General features: G+C 62.4%; 15 protein-coding genes. 8 read left to right on the top strand and 7 right to left on the bottom strand.

What is annotated here, in order from left to right; translation table 11 throughout:
• Positions 1-8: 8 nt before the first annotated feature.
• Positions 9-890, bottom strand: coding sequence for an NAD(P)-dependent oxidoreductase (locus tag AC5J09_RS03070; RefSeq protein WP_338279822.1), 882 nt, complete (start codon positions 888-890; stop codon positions 9-11).
• Complete coding sequence (gene denD, locus AC5J09_RS03065) at positions 887-1,870, bottom strand: D-erythronate dehydrogenase (RefSeq protein WP_338279819.1); 984 nt, start codon at positions 1,868-1,870, stop codon at positions 887-889. Before denD ends, AC5J09_RS03070 begins: the two co-directional genes overlap by 4 nt.
• A gap of 196 nt (positions 1,871-2,066) precedes the next feature.
• Here denD and AC5J09_RS03060 point away from each other — a divergent pair, with 196 nt between their 5' ends.
• The 8 genes from AC5J09_RS03060 to AC5J09_RS03025 all read left to right on the top strand — a co-directional run bounded on the left by AC5J09_RS03060 (position 2,067) and on the right by AC5J09_RS03025 (position 10,405).
• Positions 2,067-3,512, top strand: coding sequence for an FAD-binding oxidoreductase (locus tag AC5J09_RS03060; protein ID WP_494296858.1), 1,446 nt, complete (start codon positions 2,067-2,069; stop codon positions 3,510-3,512).
• A gap of 14 nt (positions 3,513-3,526) precedes the next feature.
• On the top strand, positions 3,527-4,252 hold the full coding sequence (locus AC5J09_RS03055; protein ID WP_338279816.1) for a FadR/GntR family transcriptional regulator: 726 nt from the start codon (positions 3,527-3,529) through the stop codon (positions 4,250-4,252).
• Positions 4,253-4,399: 147 nt separating this feature from the next.
• On the top strand, positions 4,400-5,596 hold the full coding sequence (locus AC5J09_RS03050) for a fumarylacetoacetate hydrolase family protein (RefSeq protein ID WP_494296857.1): 1,197 nt from the start codon (positions 4,400-4,402) through the stop codon (positions 5,594-5,596).
• Positions 5,597-6,130: a TRAP transporter small permease gene (locus AC5J09_RS03045; RefSeq protein WP_018096421.1), complete on the top strand. Its 534-nt coding sequence runs from the start codon at positions 5,597-5,599 to the stop codon at positions 6,128-6,130.
• Positions 6,130-7,407, top strand: a complete 1,278-nt coding sequence (locus AC5J09_RS03040; protein ID WP_275598203.1) for a TRAP transporter large permease — start codon at positions 6,130-6,132, stop codon at positions 7,405-7,407. Before AC5J09_RS03045 ends, AC5J09_RS03040 begins: the two co-directional genes overlap by 1 nt.
• Positions 7,408-7,458: 51 nt before the next feature.
• Positions 7,459-8,463, top strand: coding sequence for a TRAP transporter substrate-binding protein (locus AC5J09_RS03035; protein WP_100673505.1), 1,005 nt, complete (start codon positions 7,459-7,461; stop codon positions 8,461-8,463).
• A gap of 157 nt (positions 8,464-8,620) precedes the next feature.
• Positions 8,621-9,301 (top strand): DUF2161 domain-containing phosphodiesterase, encoded by a 681-nt coding sequence (locus AC5J09_RS03030; protein ID WP_494296856.1) that lies wholly within the window; start codon positions 8,621-8,623, stop codon positions 9,299-9,301.
• Between the two features lie 126 nt (positions 9,302-9,427).
• Complete coding sequence (locus AC5J09_RS03025; RefSeq protein WP_379937623.1) at positions 9,428-10,405, top strand: 3'-5' exonuclease; 978 nt, start codon at positions 9,428-9,430, stop codon at positions 10,403-10,405.
• A 60-nt stretch (positions 10,406-10,465) separates the two neighbouring features.
• Here AC5J09_RS03025 and AC5J09_RS03020 read toward each other — a convergent pair whose 3' ends face one another.
• The 5 genes from AC5J09_RS03020 to AC5J09_RS03000 form a co-directional block, all read right to left on the bottom strand.
• Positions 10,466-12,559: an oxidoreductase gene (locus tag AC5J09_RS03020; RefSeq protein ID WP_494296855.1), complete on the bottom strand. Its 2,094-nt coding sequence runs from the start codon at positions 12,557-12,559 to the stop codon at positions 10,466-10,468.
• Between the two features lie 251 nt (positions 12,560-12,810).
• On the bottom strand, positions 12,811-13,656 hold the full coding sequence (locus AC5J09_RS03015; RefSeq protein ID WP_338279802.1) for an alpha/beta hydrolase: 846 nt from the start codon (positions 13,654-13,656) through the stop codon (positions 12,811-12,813).
• Positions 13,657-13,671: 15 nt separating this feature from the next.
• On the bottom strand, positions 13,672-15,135 hold the full coding sequence (locus tag AC5J09_RS03010; protein WP_275598208.1) for an NAD-dependent succinate-semialdehyde dehydrogenase: 1,464 nt from the start codon (positions 15,133-15,135) through the stop codon (positions 13,672-13,674).
• Between the two features lie 16 nt (positions 15,136-15,151).
• Positions 15,152-16,351 (bottom strand): iron-containing alcohol dehydrogenase, encoded by a 1,200-nt coding sequence (locus AC5J09_RS03005; protein WP_494296853.1) that lies wholly within the window; start codon positions 16,349-16,351, stop codon positions 15,152-15,154.
• Positions 16,330-17,376 carry an Ldh family oxidoreductase gene (locus AC5J09_RS03000; protein WP_494296851.1) on the bottom strand — a complete coding sequence of 349 codons (1,047 nt, stop codon included), beginning with the start codon at positions 17,374-17,376 and terminating at the stop codon, positions 16,330-16,332. The genes AC5J09_RS03005 and AC5J09_RS03000 overlap by 22 nt, the downstream gene beginning before the upstream one ends.
• Positions 17,377-17,421 lie beyond the last annotated feature (45 nt).

Here is a 17,421-nt window from a genome sequence, read left to right as displayed (position 1 = left end):
GGCGGGACCTAATTCCTTGGGTTGAGCTTTTCGAGATGCAGAAGCAGTCCGCTGTGGTCCTGTTCGCCGCCGCCGGACTCGACGAAATCGGCAAATTCCTGCCGCACTTGCCTGGTCAGGGGAAGCTCGAGGGAGAGCCCATCCGCCATGGCCATCACGGCGTTCAGGTCCTTCAGCTGGTTGTTCGAAGCGCCACCGGGCACGAAGTTGCGCTCCACCATACGGGCGCCGTGCAGTTCGAGGATCCGGCTTTCGGCGAAGCCGCCGCGGATCGCGTCCCGAAAAGCCGCGCGCGAGGCACCGCCGGCTTCCACCAGGATCATGGCTTCGGCCACCGCGCCGATGGTGACGGCGACGATCTGTTGGTTGGCGAGCTTGCAGACCTGGCCGGCACCGCTCGGGCCAACGTGGGTTACGCGACCGAGCGCGGCAAAAACGTCCTTCAGGCTTTCGACCGCGGCGCCATCGCCGCCGGCCATGATGGCGAGCGTACCGGCGGCCGCGCCAACCACGCCTCCTGAAACCGGTGCGTCGAGGTGACGGATGCCCTTTTCCGCCAATCTGCGCGCATGTTCGCGGGCGATCTGCGGGGCTATGGAGCTGCAATCCACGACGATCGTACCTTCGGCCAGGCCATCGGCGACGCCGCGCTCGAAGAGGACCTCCGATACGGCCTGGCCGTTGGTCAGCATGGTGAAGGCGACAGCTGCGCCGGCGACGGCATCGGCCGGCGAGGCAGCGATTTCAGCACCGTCGGCGGCCAGCGGCTCGGCCTTGGCGGCGTCACGGTTCCACACCGTAACCGGAAAATCGGCACCGAGCAGGCGCCGCGCCATCGGTGCCCCCATCAAGCCAGTGCCGAGAAACGCAACCTTCGTCTTCCCGCTCACAGCTTCCCTCCCAGTTCGTCCTCGATGTGCACGCGGATAATCTCATCGAAACTCTTTTCGGCAGTGAAGCCAAGTTCGGTGGCGCGTTTGGCCTCGAAGCCCGGCGCCCAACCGGCGACCATCTTCATGATCATCTCGTCGGGTTCGCGGCGGATGAGCTTCACGGCCTCTTCGCCGGCAACGCGGCGCAGCGCTTCGATCTGCTCGCCCACGGTGGCACTGAGACCCGGCATGGAAAGGTTGCGCCGCGGGCCGACCTTTTCAAGGTCGATGGTCGCGCCATGGATGAGGAAGCCGACCGCCGAACGCGGCGAAGTGTGCCAGTGGCGGACATCCTCCGAAACTGGCAGCACGGCTTCCTGGCCGACCAGCGGCTCGCGCAGGATATTGGAGAAGAAACCGGAAGCCGCCTTGTTGGGCTTGCCGGGCCGGATGCAAATCGTCGGCAGGCGGATGCCGATGCCATCGAAGAAGCCGCGGCGGCTGTAGTCGGAGAGCAGCAGCTCGCAGATCGCTTTCTGGGTGCCGTAGCTCGTGAGCGGAGTAAGATGATAATCGTCCGGAATGGGGAAGGGGAGCGGCGCTCCGACCACGGCGATCGACGAGGTGAAGACAAGGCGAGGCTTGTAGCCATCCTGATCGTGAGCAAGGCGGATCGCATCGAAGAGATAGCGCGTGCCCTCGAGATTGATCCGGTAGCCCTTGTCGAAATCGAGCTCGGCTTCACCCGAGACGATTGCCGCCAGATGAAAAATGACATCCGGGCGCCCCTCGACGAGCTTCTCGGCTTCGCCGGAAGCGGAAAGATCGCCTTCGCGTGCAACGACGGTACCGGCAAAACCCTGCGGCCTTTCCGGTGTCACCACGTCCACGAGCGTCAGCTTCTCCACCGTCCTTCCGCCGAGAGCGCCGTCCTTGACGAGGCGCTGCGTGAGCTTGCGGCCGACCATGCCGGCAGCGCCGATGATCAGGATATGCATGAATGTCTCCTCCTTGAGTGAGGCCGCATGCGATCAGGTCTTCATGCGGGTCGAAAATATGTCTTGTACGGTTGTCTGATAACCTTATATGATTCGATTGAAAACAGGAGACTGGCGGTTCGAGCGAAAGAATCTCGATCGCGTGCAGGCATATAGCGGACGCTTTCGCAGAGACGCGCGAGGAGGGGCAAGGAGCATGACGAGCGCAGGCACGATAGAGGAAGCAAAGGGACCTGCGGAACTGCGCCTGGTGCTACGTCAGATGCTCGGCGAGGATATCGTGCTGAGCGAAACGGAGGAAATGCTCCGTTACTGCCGCGACTGGCATGGCGACGTAACCAGCGGCACCGTGGCGGTGATTCGCCCGCGCTCGACGGAGCAGGTGGCGGCGGCCGTGAAGGCCTGCCGTGAGCTTGGGCTTTCGATCGTGCCGCAGGGCGGCAATACCGGCCTCGTGCTCGGCGCGATCCCCGATGCTCCGGAGAGGCAGGTCGTGCTTTCTCTCTCTCGCATGAACCGCATCCGCAAGATCGATCCGGCCGACTTTTCGGCGGTGGTCGAGTCCGGCTGCATCCTGTCCGAACTCAAGGATGCGATTGCGGAGATGGGCATGTTCTTTCCGCTTGCACTCGGTGCGCAGGGAAGCTGCCAGATCGGTGGAAATGTTTCGACGAATGCCGGCGGCATCAACGTGCTCCGCTACGGCATGACCCGCGAATTGGTGCTGGGACTTGAAGTGGTCCTCCCGGACGGCAGCATCCTCGAAGGTCTGTCGACGTTGAGAAAGGACAATCGCGGCATCGACCTGAAGCAGCTTTTCATCGGTGCGGAAGGCACGCTCGGCATCATCACCGCCGTCTCCATCAAGCTGACGCCCTATCCGGATCACGTGGCCACGGCGCTGCTCGGTCTTGCCTCCCTGGAAGGTGCCATCAAGCTCTATCGCCGGGCGCGTCGGGACTGCTGCGACCTGATGTCGGCCTTCGAATTCATGCCGCCGCTCGCCTTCACCTTGGCGCAGGAGGCGATGCCGGATTTGCCGATCCCGATCTCGGCGGAATATCCAGCCTATGTGCTGATGGAGATCTCCGGCTCCGGCCTCGTCGATGTCGACGATCTGATGCAGCGCTTCCTCGAAGGTGTGATGGAGGAAGGGCTCGTCCTCGACGGAACGATCGCCGCCTCGCAGACGCAGGCGCGCAATCTTTGGTTGATCCGCGAGGGCATGAACGAAGGCCAGGCGAAACGCGGCGCTCATATGCGCACCGATATCTCCGTTTCGCTCTCGCAGCTGGCATCCTTCGTAGACGAGGCGGAAAAGGCGGTCTCCGACGCACTTCCCGGCGCCGTCAGCGTTTCCTATGGCCATGTCGGCGACGGCAATGTGCATCTCAACGTCCTGCCGCCGGCCGGCAGTACGCCCGACGAGCGGATTGAATTGATCTACAAGGCCAAGACGGTCGTGAACGAGGTGCTCGATCGCTATACCGGAAGCATCAGCGCCGAGCACGGTATCGGGCGCCTGAAGCGACCGGATTTCGACGCCAGGCTGCCGGAGACCCGCCGAAAGCTGTTGACGGCGCTCAAGCATGCCGTTGACCCGGAGATGATCATGAATCCCGGTTGTCAACTGAGATTCTAAAAGGGAGAGCAATCTTGGCGGCAATGGATTTCGGCCAGATCAGCAGGAGCGAGCATTTGCCCGCGCGCATCGCGGCGAAGATCGGCAGGGAGATCACCGAAGGACGTATCGCACCCGGAGAGAAACTGCCGACGGAGCATCTGCTCGCCACGACCTTCGGAGTCAGCCGCTCGGTGGTGCGGGAGGCGATAGCTCAATTGCGAAATGAGGGCCTGGTGGAAACGCGCCAGGGCGTCGGTGCCTTCGCCACGGAAATCGAGCGCCGGCAATCGCTTCGTATAGAGCAGGGAGATCTCGCCAATCGGGGAAGTTTCCGGGATCTGTTTCAACTCCGTATTCCGCTTGAGGTGGAGGCGGCCCGGCTTGCGGCGATCCATCATACGCCGCAGGAATTGGGCAAGATCGACGAGGCGTTGCAGCAGATGACCGGCGCGGAAAAATGGACGGAGCAGGGGATCGTCGCCGACCTCGCGTTTCATCGGGCGATTGCGGCGGCCACCCATAACGAATATTTCCTGCTTTTCATCGGATTCATCGCCGAGCGGATCAGCCTGGCGATCAACGCGGCACGCGCCGCTGCAATTCTGGAGGAGATCGTCGAAGTCACGATTGCGGAACATGTCTCTATCCGAGATGGCGTGGCGGCGCGGGATCCGGCCAAGGCCGAGGAGGCGATGCGCAACCATCTGAACGGGGCGGCGGCCCGCCTGGACCTGACGATTGAAAGCTTCTCGTCCTGAGGTTCGAGTCGGGCGGCGCGGCCCGTGAAGGGCGTATCAGACTTTACTTACCAACGGCCTAGACATGGGCAAAAAGTCATACTAGAAGCAGGTCATCCCGTTGTCAGACATCCTGACAATAGGAGACCCGTACCTTCGAGGTACGAGATGAGCGGAGGATTTCTCGTGAGTTTCGAACAGGCACTGAGCGCCGAATCAATCCAGCCTGCGGACGCATCCGGCGCGATGCTCGTCGGGCGCGTCTGGTCCAAAACCGCCGGCGGACCTTGCCCGGTCCTGATCTCGGATGGAGAGGTTTTCGACCTGACCCCACTCGCAGCATCGATTTCCGAGCTTCTTGAGATCGACGGTCTTGTCGACGCGCTGCGCGACCCGTCGCGCTTTGCCAGCCTCGGCTCTCTCGATGCATTCCTCCGTGGCGAGGCGGGCGATCTTCTGGCGCCTGCCGATCTGCAGGCCGTCAAGGCGGCCGGCGTCACCTTTGCGGACAGCATGCTGGAGCGGGTGATCGAGGAGCAGGCCAAGGGCGATCCGCTGCGCGCGCAGGAAATTCGCGGCCGGCTGGCCCCCGTCCTCGGCGACAATCTCAAAGGCCTCGTAGCCGGCTCCGACAAGGCCGCCGAGGTCAAGAAACTGCTCCAGGAGCTCGGTCTTTGGTCGCAGTACCTCGAAGTGGGTATCGGTCCCGATGCTGAAATCTTCACCAAGGCGCAGCCCATGTCTTCGGTCGGTTGTGGTGCTTATATCGGTATCCACCCCAAATCCGACTGGAACAATCCGGAGCCGGAGGTGGTGCTTGCCGTCACGTCGAAGGGCAGGATCGTCGGTGCGACGCTCGGCAACGACGTCAATCTTCGGGACTTCGAAGGCCGCTCCGCACTGCTTCTCAGCAAGGCGAAGGACAATAATGCGTCCTGCTCGATCGGCCCCTTCATCCGGCTCTTCGACGGTGCTTTCACGATCGAGGACGTGAAACAGGCGGAAGTCTCGCTTCTCGTCGAAGGCAAAGAGGGTTTCAAGATGACCGGCGTCAGCCCGATGTCGGCCATCAGCCGCAGCCCGGAAGACCTCGTTTCGCAACTTCTCAACGACAACCACCAGTATCCGGATGGCGTGGTCTTCTTCCTCGGAACGATGTTTGCGCCAGTGAAGGATCGTCGGGGCGCCGGGCTCGGTTTCACCCATGAAATCGGAGACCGGGTCGAGATCTCGACGCCGCGCCTCGGACGCCTCGTAAATTGGGTCGATCATAGCGACCGCTGCCCGAAATGGAGCTTCGGCCTGGGCGCTCTGATGAAGAACCTGGCCGAACGCGGGCTCTTGCAGGCGAAACGGGAGGGCTAGATGCAAAAAGCGATCGATACGTTCTATAAACTGCTCGAGCTGCTTTTGATCGTGCTGCTCGCAGGCATGGCGGTGATGGTGTTCCTGAACGTCGTGCTGCGCTACGGCTTCAACTCCGGCATCAACGTCTCGGACGAGATGTCACGGTATTTCTTTGTGTGGCTCACCTTCATCGGCGCGGTTGTCACCTTCCGTGAAAATTCGCATGTCGGGGTCGAGACCTTGGTCTCGCTGTTCGGCCGCAAGGGCCGCATCATCTGCATGATCCTCTCCAATATCGTCGTCATCGCCGTGTCGGCGATCTTCTTCTGGGGTACCTGGAAGCAATCGCCGATCAATGCCTCGATGGCCGCACCCGTTACCGGCATCTCGATGCTGTGGGTCTACGGAATCGGATATTTCACCGGAGCGGGCGTGGTCTTGATCGCGCTCGAGCGCCTTTTCCGCCTGCTGACGGGGCGCGTCACGGAAGAAGAAATCGCCGCCTTCGCCGGTGAAAACATGTCTCTCGAGCAGCTGGCGGAGCGCACTTAATGACCCTTGTCGTCTTCATCGTTTCGTTGCTCGGCGCCATGGCAATCGGCGTGCCGGTTGCCTTCTCGCTGATGTTCTGCGGCGTCGTGCTCATGTGGTACATGGGCATGTTCAACACCCAGATCATCGCTCAAAACATGATCGCGGGTGCGGATACCTTCACGCTCCTCGCCATCCCGTTCTTCATTCTCGCCGGTGAATTGATGAACGCCGGGGGATTGTCGCGTCGCATCATCGATTTCGCAATCGCCTGTGTCGGTCATATACGCGGCGGTCTCGGCATCGTTGCCATCATGGCGGCCGTGATCATGGCAAGTATCTCGGGTTCGGCGGCAGCCGACACTGCGGCACTTGCGGCAATCCTGATTCCGATGATGGCGAAGGCCGGCTACAACGTTCCCCGGTCCGCGGGCCTGATCGCTGCAGGTGGTGTCATTGCCCCCGTCATCCCCCCATCCATGGCCTTCATCGTGTTCGGAGTGGCGGCGAACGTCTCTATTACGCAGCTCTTCATGGCAGGCATCGTGCCCGGTCTCATCATGGGTATCGCGCTTGTCGCCACGTGGCTGCTGGTCGTGCGGAAGGATGATATCCAGCCGCTTCCACGCACGCCGATGAAAGAGCGGCTCCGCGCCACCGGGCGGGCGCTTTGGGCTCTTGGCATGCCGGTCATCATCCTCGGCGGCATCAAGGCCGGCGTCGTGACGCCAACCGAAGCTGCTGTGGTCGCCGCAGTCTACGCCCTCTTTGTCGGCATGTTCATTTATCGGGAACTCAAGCCGCGTGACCTGCCGGGTGTCATACTCCAGGCGGCGAAGACCACCGCTGTGATCATGTTCCTCGTTTGCGCCGCGCTCGTTTCTTCGTGGCTGATCACTGCAGCGAACATACCAGCGGAAATCACCGGCTTCATCTCTCCGCTGATCGACCGCCCGACGCTTCTGATGTTCGTCATCATGCTGGTCGTATTGGTGGTGGGCACCGCACTCGACCTTACGCCCACGATCCTGATCCTGACGCCGGTGCTCATGCCGATCATCAAGCAGGCCGGAATTGATCCTGTCTACTTCGGTGTCCTGTTCATCATGAATACCTGCATAGGGCTGCTGACCCCACCTGTCGGCGTCGTATTGAACGTCGTCAGCGGCGTCGGCCGGGTTCCGCTCGGCAAGGTAATTGTCGGCGTGACGCCATTTCTGATCGCTCAGATACTCGTGCTTTTCCTTCTGGTCCTGTTCCCGGACATCGTCATCGTGCCCGCACGCTGGCTCCATTAGAAGGGCTTTAACCCGCAACCCCTCACCAACAATCCAAGGGAGGATACCCCCGTGAGAAAACTGCTTCTTGCCACGACTGCCATCGCTTTCGGTCTTTCGGCCGCGGCGCCGGCTTTCGCCGAGTTCAACGACCGCAACATCCGGGTGTCGAACGGCATCAACGAAGACCATCCGGTCGGTAACGGCATCAAGGCGATGCAGGCCTGTCTCGATCAGAAATCCGGTGGCAAGCTGAAGCTCACCGCTTTCTGGGGCGGCGCGCTCGGCGGCGACCTTCAGGCGACGCAGGCCCTGCGCTCCGGCGTGCAGGAGGCCGTCGTCACCTCTTCCTCGCCGCTCGTCGGCATCATACCGGCACTCGGCGTATTCGATCTGCCGTTCCTCTTCGGCAACGCTCAGGAAGCCTACACGGTGCTCGATGGCGATTTCGGCGACATGATGAACGAGAAGCTGGAAGCGGCCGGTCTGGTCAATCTCGCCTACTGGGAAAACGGCTTCCGTAACCTGTCCAACTCGGTTCGTCCGGTCACCAAGTGGGAAGACTTCGAAGGGATGAAGGTTCGCGTGATGCAGAACAACATCTTCCTCGACACCTTCCAGAACCTGGGCGCCAACGCCACTCCGATGGCTTTCGGCGAAGTCTTCTCGGCGCTCGAAACCAAGGCGATCGATGCGCAGGAAAACCCCTATGTGACGATCGATACGTCGAAGTTCTTCGAAGTGCAGAAGTACGTGACCGAGACGAACCACGCTTACACGCCCTTCCTCTTCCTGTTCTCGAAGCCGATCTTCGACAGCTATACGCCGGAAGAGCAGGCAGCACTGCGTGAATGCGCAGTCGTAGGCCGGGATGAGGAGCGCAAGGTCATCCAGGAGCTCAACAAGAAGTCGCTGGAGAAGATCAAGGAAGCTGGTCTCGAAGTGAACACCCTGTCTGCTGAAGAACAGGCTCGCATCCGCGAGAAGTCCATGGTCGTCTATGAAAAGCACAAGGCTGAGATCGGCGCCGACGTGGTAGACGCCATTCTCGCCAAGCTGGAAGAGATCCGCAAGTAAACAAAAGAACAGGCTGCGTCACCGAGCGTGGCCTTTCTCTATGCTTCCGGGAACCCGCGGCCGCCCGGCCGCGGGTTTTATCCGATTAGGATGATTGTCCGGTAGGGGCGGATCGATATAGCTTACAGAGCGATTCTTCGCTTCAACCTGCAGGCATATGGAAACGTCGCTTTATCTCCCCGTCAAAGGCTTTCTCGAAAAGGCAGGTTACGTCGTCAAGGGCGAGGTTGACGGCTGCGATCTCGTCGGCCTGAGCGACGACGATCCGCCCGTGGTCGTGATCTGCGAACTGAAGCTGCGCTTCAATCTGGAACTCATACTGCAGGCCGTCGATCGCGCCGCTGTCGCGGACGAGGTCTGGATCGCGGCTCGGGTCTCGGCCAAGGGAAAAGGGCGCGAGGCCGACAAACGCTACCGTGATCTCTGTCGCAGGCTCGGGGTCGGCATGCTCGGCATTTCCGATGCCGGCGACGTCAGCGTGATCGTCGGCTCCGTATCGCCGATGCCGCGAACCAATCCGAAACGGCGTTCGAAGCTCATGCGCGAACACCAGAGGCGGCGCGGCGATCCAGCAATAGGTGGGAGCACGCGCGCGCCTGTCATGACCGCGTACCGCCAGCAGGCGCTCGGCTGTGCGCTGGCGCTGGAATCAGGCCCGCTGCGCGTGCGTGAAATCAGATCCGGCGTGCCGGATGCCGGGAAGATACTGCTTTCGAATGTCTATGGCTGGTTTGAACGGCTCGACAGAGGCGTCTATGGCCTGACGGAGGCCGGACGGGAAGCACTGCAGCGGTGGCCGCAGCAGGACACGCAGGCAAAAACGGCCTTCCCGGCATGATTTTTTGCCGACGCGCTGAGCGCATGTGGGGTGCTCCATCGCATTATCGGTGGGTATGAGCATGGGGGAGGTGTTCACAGGGCAACCGGCGCTTTAGAGTTGGAGAACCTTAACGATGGGGACCGGATGACCTCTCAGCTCGACATGTTTGCCCGAGATGTGCGACCAGCAGCCGCGAGAACCGAGCGAAGCCGGGCCCGGCGGCAGGCATCGACCTCCCTTTCCGAAACCGAGATGCTTGCCGCGTTGAAGGCGACGGGTCGCTACAGGATATTGCGAAAGCTTGAAGCCCGCACGGTCGTGTCCGATGTGAGACCCGGCTTTCCCCTGAGGGGCGTCATCCTCGACACCGAGACAACCGGCCTCGATGCCCGCAGATGCGAGGTCATCGAGATCGGGCTGGTCGCATTCACCTACAACGCAGAGGGTGAGATCGGCGATGTGGTCGCTGTTTATGGCGGTTTGCAGCAGCCGACCATCGCCATTCCGCCCGAGATCACCCGGCTGACGGGTATTACCGATGACATGGTCGCCGGCCAGTCGATCGATATTGCTGCAGTCCAAGCGATCGTTGGGCCTGCGGATCTCATCATTGCCCACAATGCCGGCTTCGATCGGCCGTTTTGCGAGGCGCTTTCGGATGTGTTTGTCCGCAAGGCCTGGGCATGCTCGGTCTCCGAAATCGATTGGAGTGGCCGAGGTTTCGAAGGCACGAAGCTCGGCTATCTGATCGGTCAGAGCGGACATTTCCATGACGGGCATCGGGCTGTGGATGACTGCTTCGCTCTCCTCGAGGTGCTTGAGCAGTCTGCGGAGGGTGCCAAGCTGCCGCCGTTTGCCGAACTCTACAAAGCGAGCCAGCGTTCACGGGTCAGGATTTTCGCGGAGAATGCGCCGTTCGACCTGAAGGACGTGCTGAAGGCTCGCGGGTACCGCTGGTCTGACGGCAGCGACGGCCGCCCAAAATCATGGTGGACAGAGGTCGCCGAGGATGAGCTCGAGGCTGAACTCGGCTTCCTTCGGAAGGAGATCTATCGCTGGGACGAGGCAGATCCTCCGACGCAGCGGCTGACGGCGTTCGACAGATACCGAGCGCGAAGATAATCGAGCATCGCGGTCGAGCGTGCCAAACCCATTCGGTGGGGGCGGCCGCCCTGGACCATCCTACGCCGTGCGAAGACCGTAAAGCCTTGCAATGTCTTCCCGCATGAATGGCACCCGATCCTTGTCGACCTGTTCCTGATAGGTCCGGGCATATTGATGGCCGGAATAGACGGCGGCGGCGATCAGGCCTGGCGCGAGGCAGTCGCCGAGGCGGGTGACGGTCTTGATGCCGGCATCGGCCCACTCGTCTTCGCGTGCTTTGAGTTCCAGCCACAGCGTTTCGTCCGGCAGGCGGGCGGTGACCGGGACGAGAGTGGCGCAATCGACCGGACGGGTCCTGCCGCTGTAGACGCAGGATAGTTCCAGCTGGTCTTTCGTCCGACCGGCGAGGGTCATGGCCGTGACGATCTCGACGCCGAGATCGATGAGGCGCTTCTGGATACGTGCCTGCTCCAGCGTGTTCCTGCTCCAGGGCGAAACCTGGCATTCCGGGGTTATGAAGGTGACCGTGCGTCCCCTCCTGGCGAGCAGTTCGGCGAGCACGCTGCCCATGTAGAAGCAGTCGTCGTCGAAGACGATGACGGGGCCGTCGGCGGGCACCGCCTCGGCGCCCCCGGAGAGAATTGCGTCGGGAGAGACGAGGATGCCTTTCGAAAGAAAATCGAGCGGCACCCGGTGGGTGCGGCCAACGCCGTCGGTGCGCCAGCTCGCTCCGGTCGCGATCGCCACATGGGGGATGCCGTATTGCAATATGTCGGCAGCCGAAAGCGGACTGTGCAGGTAAAGCTCGGCATTGACGCGGGTGCTGAGTTGGCCGACGCGCCAGTCGCGCACGCGGCCCCAGGTCGCAAGACCGGGTAAGCGACATTCGCGCACAACGCGACCGCCCCATTCGCCGCCGCCCTCCGCCAGCATGACATCGACGCCGCGCTGGGCAAGCGCCCGTGCTGCTTCCAGGCCCGCAGGTCCGCCGCCGATGATGAGGGCGGGTTCGGGAGTTTCGGACAACGCGATGGTCTCCGGATGCCAGCCCTTGCGCCATTCCTCGCCAACCGTCGGGTTCTGCGTGCAGCGCATCGGAACGTTGGTATTGTCGCCGGAGGTGCAGATGTTGCAGCCGATGCATTCGCGGATGTCATCGATGCGCCCTTCCTCGATCTTCTTCGGGAGGAAGGGATCGGCGATCGACGGGCGCGCGGCCCCGATGAAGTCCAAAATACCCTGCCTGATAACCCGCACCATGCTGTCCGGCGACGTATAACGGCCGACGCCGACCACCGGCTTGGTGGTGACGGATTTGACGAAGCGGATATAGGGCTCCTGGTAGCCTTCCTCGGAGAAACGAGCCGTCTGGCTATCGTTCGACCAGTCGGAGAGATTGACGTCCCAAAGGTCCGGAAGTTCGCCGAGCGCCGAAATGATGTCTTTCCCCTCGCCCTCGCAGGTGATCCCGGAGGGGCCCATCAGTTCGTCGACGGCAAGGCGCACCGCGAGCGCACAGGTGTCACCGATCGCCTCGCGCACATCATCGAGAATCTCTCGGAACAGGCGGAGCCGGTTTTCGAAGGAGCCGCCATATTCGTCGCTGCGATCGTTATGGCGGCGGGACAGGAAGTGCTGCAACACGCTCATGTCGTGGCCGGCATAGAGATAGACGATGTCGAAGCCGGCCTTTTTGGCGCGAAGCGCGGCATTGCGATACCAGCGGCGCATGTCGCTGATGTCGGCCTTGTCCATTGCGCGCGCCTGGACGGGATCGAGGCTGTCGCTGACGGCGTGCGAGGGAGCGAGCGGGATCATCCGGCTGAAACGGTTGGCGACGTGAAGGCCGTTGTGCACGAGCTGGATGGCCGCGAGGCTGCCATGGGCGTGGATACGTTCCGTGACGGCGGAAAGGGCCGGCAGATCGCCGTCGTCCCAAAGACGAGCTTCGTTGGCTGGCGTCAGGTCCGATGTCGGATGGATTTCCGCCTCCTGGGTGGAGACGACCGCCCAACCGCCTTCCGCCTTCGTGCCGCGCAGCTGGGCTTCCGCATTGGGGTAGCGGTAGCCCATGCCGGAACAGTGGGGCACCTGATAGAAGCGGTTGTGCGCTGTGACCGGGCCGATCTTGACGGGTTCGAAGAGAATATCGAAGCGGGTGTCTCGGGACATTTCCTTGGATCCTGAAGGGAGCTGCGGCCGGCCGCGCCGGAGCGCCGCGGTTGGGGTGGCCGCAAGATATCGAGAACCTTCCGTCAGGCAAGAGATTTGTTATACGAGTGTATAATATTATGCTGCGGCGTAGTTTTTGATGTGGTCCGCGGTTCGCATCCCTTCAATGCGGCCGACATGGACCAACGCACCAGCGCCGAACTTCTTCGGCGCTCGCGGCGAGCATTTCGCCCCAAGGCGCTTTTCCGGATTCACCGGGTTGGTCTGGCCACCAAATCGTGAAGCTGCCGGCCGAGTATGCCGTCGGTATCGGCAAGATCGAGCACGACGCTCATGTGGTTGAGATCAGGAACCGGGAGCAGTTCGGCACTTTCGTCCTGCGCACGCAGCAGCTCACATAGCCCGGCCGCCTGACTGTGGAATGGCGTCGTCTCGTCCGCGCCATAGGCGATGACGCGCGTCGGGCAGGGGAGCTGCGAGCTGGTGAGAGGGGACCATGCGGCAGCTTCCATCGGTGTCATTTCCGCTTCGTGTCGAAGGAAGCTGTCCGGTATGCCCGACAGGTCGTAGATTCCGCTTAGAAGCAGCAAGCCTTGAAGTGTCGGCAGGGAGGGCGGATAGGCTTCCTCGGGCCCGGTTGCTGCGAGGAAGGAAGCAAGATGCGCGCCTGCCGAATGACCGCTGACGGTCAGTCGCGCAGGATCCGCGCCGAAATCGCTTGCGTGGGCCTGAAGCCAGAGCACCGATCGCCGAACCTGATCCACTAGCACGTCCAAGCGGCTGCGAGGCATCAGGTTGTATTCGACCAGGGCCGCAATGCCGCCCGCCGCAAGAACCGGTGCAACGACGAAACGATAGTTGATCTTTTCGCCGGAGCGCCAATATCCGCCGTGAACGAACACATGCAGGGGCGCGCCGGCCTGTAGGCGCTCCGGCAAGATGACATCGACGACCTCGCGGGCGCCGGCGCCGTACGGTATGTCTGCCCTCACATCGGCGCGCGCCGATAAGGCCCGGCTGCGTTCGGCGAACTCTGCGGCGATGGCGTCGAAATCGGGCACGAAGTCGCGAATGCGGTAAAAGTCCTGTGCTGTCATCGTCTGCCCCGCCGATCAATAATCAACTGCATAATATTTCGGCTCCATGAATTCCAGAATGCCGGTCACGCCGCCTTCGCGGCCAAGGCCGCTCTGTTTAACGCCGCCGAAGGGAGCGGCGGGGTCTGACATCAGGCCCCTGTTGATGCCGAGCATGCCGGTTTCGATGTGCTTTCCGACCGTCATCGCACGTTTGAGATCGCGGCTGTAGATGTACGCGGCGAGGCCATACTCGGTATTGTTTGCGAGGCGGATCGCCTCGTCGTCGCTTTCGAACTTGTAGACAGGCGCGACCGGTCCGAAGATTTCCTCACGTGCGATCGACGCGTTTACGGGGACGTTTTCGAGTACCGTCGGCGGATAGAAGTACCCGTTTTCCGTAAGCGGTTTGCCGCCGGTCGTTGCCCGCGCACCCGCGGCGAGTGCCTCTGAGACGAGCCGGTCGATCTTGCGGACGGCGTTTTGCGTGATCATCGGTCCACATTGCGTCTCGGGATCGTATCCGGGACCGATCTTCAGTGACATCATCCGCGCCGTGAGGCCGGCGACAAACGCATCATGGATGCCCGCCTGGACATAGAAACGATTGGCGGCAGTGCAGGCTTCTCCAGCGTTTCGCATCTTGGCGATCATCGCACCGTCGAGTGCCGCTTCGAGGTCCGCGTCGTCGAACACGATGAAGGGCGCGTTGCCGCCGAGCTCCATCGAGCAGCTGACGACCGACTTGGCGGCTTCGGCAAGCAGAACGCGGCCAACGCCGGTCGAGCCGGTGAATGAAAGCTTACGAACCCGCGAATCGGCGAGCATCGCATTCGTTATTCCGCCTGGATTGCTTGTGGTCAGCACGTTGACGACGCCAGGCGGAACGCCCGCCTCTTCGCCGAGTCTGGCCATGGCGTAGGCCGTCAACGGCGTCTCCGAGGCAGGTTTCAGGATCACCGTGCAGCCGGCGGCAAGGGCGGGCCCGATCTTGCGCGTCGCCATAGCGGCAGGGAAATTCCAGGGCGTGATCAGGACGGCAATGCCGATCGGCTCATGGTCAACGAGGATATTGTGCGACCCGGAGGGAGTGCGCCGGAATTCGCCCGGAATGCGGGTCGCCTCTTCAGCGTACCAGCGGAAGAATTCGGCGGCATAAGCGACTTCGCCGCGTGCGTCGACCAGGGCCTTGCCGTTTTCCAGTGCGATGAGAGTTGCAAGCTCCTCGGCGTGCTGTGTCATCAGCTGATACCAGCGTCTGAGGATTTCCGAGCGCTGGCGAGCTGGAGTGGCACGCCACCCTGCGGCAGCGGCATGCGCGGCATCAACTGCGCGCTGTGCGTCCTCGATGGAGGCGTCGGCGACCTCGGCCAGCAGATTACCGGTCGAAGGGTCGAGAACGGTTATTCCGCTGCCGCTTTGCCATTTGCCGCCGATGTAGAGCCCCGCGGCATGCAGGGCGGGATCGGCGTAGCCGGAAAACTTGGCATGGAAGGTCATGGAGGGTCCTTTCGACTCAGTTGAGGCGCGAGCGGTCGCCGCAATGGGCGGCGGCGACGAGGTTGCGCATCTCGTGCGGGTTCAGGGGGCGGGGATTGTTCTGGATGAGGCGTGCGATACCTGAGCTTTGTTCCGCCACCCAGTCGATCCGGTCTTCCTCGAGGCCGAGGTCCCGCAGCGTGGCGGGAATGCCGATGCGTTCGAAGAGCGAAACGAGGGCAGGGATCACTTCATCCGGTCCGCCGAGCCCGGCCGCATGCGCGATCTGCGCGAGTTCGTCGCGGATGAGCGGCGCATTCCAGGTCATGACATAGGGCATGAGACAGGCGACCCCGAGGCCATGCGCCGTATGGGTGAGCGCGCCGACGGGGTACTGGATGGCGTGGGCCGCGGCAGTGCCCGCCACCCCGAAAGCAAGACCGGCGAGCGTTGCGCCGAGCATCACCTTTTCGCGCGCGCCGGCGTCGGCGCCGTCCTTGCAGGCCCTCTCCAGCCCCTGCCACAGGAGGGTAATGGCGCTAAGGGCAAAGTGATCGGAAATCTCGTTCTTACCGACGAAGACGCGCTGCTGCGCGATACCGGGGACGGGCTCGCGCCGGATCGCCGTGAAGGCTTCGATCGCATGCGTCAGGGCGTCCGCGCCGGCGATCGCAGTCAGACCGGATGGGCAGGAGAGGGTGAGTTCGGGGTCGCAGATCGATACCGCCGGGATCAGGTGCGGGCTTGAAATGCCAACTTTCAGGCTACGCTCGGCATCCGAAAGCACGGCGACGGGCGTCACCTCCGAGCCGGTGCCGGCGGTGGTGGGAATAGCGATCAATGACATCACTGGGCCTGGGACGGCATGTTCGCCATAATAGTCCTGTGGCCGCCCGCCGTGGGTAAGGAGGAGGGCGACGCATTTCGCCATGTCGAGACAGGACCCGCCACCGATGCCGACGACGAGGTCCGGCGCAAAGTCCCTGGCGGCTGCAGCGCTCGCGATGGCCGATCCCACGGGGACGTCCGGCAGGGTGGAACTGTCCACCATCACCTCAAGCCCTGCCTCCTCCAGTCGCCGCACCAGCGTAAGCAGGTTGGCATCCACTGCAAGGCGCGTGTCGGTGACGATCAGCGCGCGCCGGCCGAGCTTGGCGGCGATGCCGCCAAGGGCATGGCGCTGCCCGGCGCCGAAAAGCAGTTCGCGCGGCGCCCTTAGTGTGCCGAATAGGTCCATTCCGTATGTCCTCCGATGAATTCAGCGACCTCGAGGGCCGTAAGTTGGTCGAAAAGCGGCCGCGGTAGTTCGATGCCCGTCTCCGCTGCTGCAGCGCGGCGTGCTCGTGCCCCGTCTCCCGGAATGGCGACTGGTTGCGCAGGGTCGAGCGGGCGGGATAGGCGCAGGCGGTCGAGATAGGCGGCAAGTTCCGGTGTGCTACCCGTGCCTGCCGAGGGATCGATCAGAATGAGAAGGTCGCCTTTATTGGCGGGATGAATGTCGTCGAGCGTTCCATGCACATCAGGCGCCAGATTGGATCCGGCAAGCGCCGCGACAAGAAGCTCGATCGCAAGGCCCAGACCATATCCCTTCGCGTCGCCGAACGGCGCGATCGCCCCTGCCTGTGCCGCGTGCGGATCGGTTGTGGCGCGACCGTCTCGGTCCACTGCCCAGCCAGCGGGGATCGCTAGACCGCGCATCGCATGGTTGTTGATCTTGCCCATGGAAACGATGCTGGTTGCGAGATCCAGCACGAAAGGGCGGTCACCCGCAGGAATGCCGATCGCGACCGGATTGGTGCCGACCATGGCTTGCGTTCCGCCGAATGGGTGCACGAGCGCTTCGCTGGTCGACATGACAATGCCGATCAGGCCGTCTCTTGCGGCGGCCTCCGCATAATAGGCAAGCATTCCCAGGTGATTGGCGTTGCGGATCGCGGCAATGGCGAGTCCTGTCTCCTTAAGGGTGCGTTGCATGACGCGCAGGGCGTTCATCATCACGACCGGGCCCAGGCCCCGTTCGCCGTCGACGCTCAGAAATGAGTCTCTTCGCCAGATTCCGTTTCCGCGCGTCGTGGGGTTCGCGAGCCCTTTATCGAGCCGGGTCAGAAGCAATGGCAGGCGTTGCAGGCCGTGGGAGGGCAATCCGCGCAGCTCGGCCTCCAGGAGGAGATCTGCCTGAAGACGAGCGGAGTCGGCGGGAACACCCCGCTTTTCCAGCAGAGCGACGCTCAGATTCCTCAGACGGGAGGGCGGCAGCCTCATTCGATAATCCTATATCAGATCATATACGATATTGTATTTGACATG

The organism is Sinorhizobium sp. (genome assembly GCF_059070375.1).
This window is presented reverse-complemented; position numbering and strand designations above follow the sequence as displayed.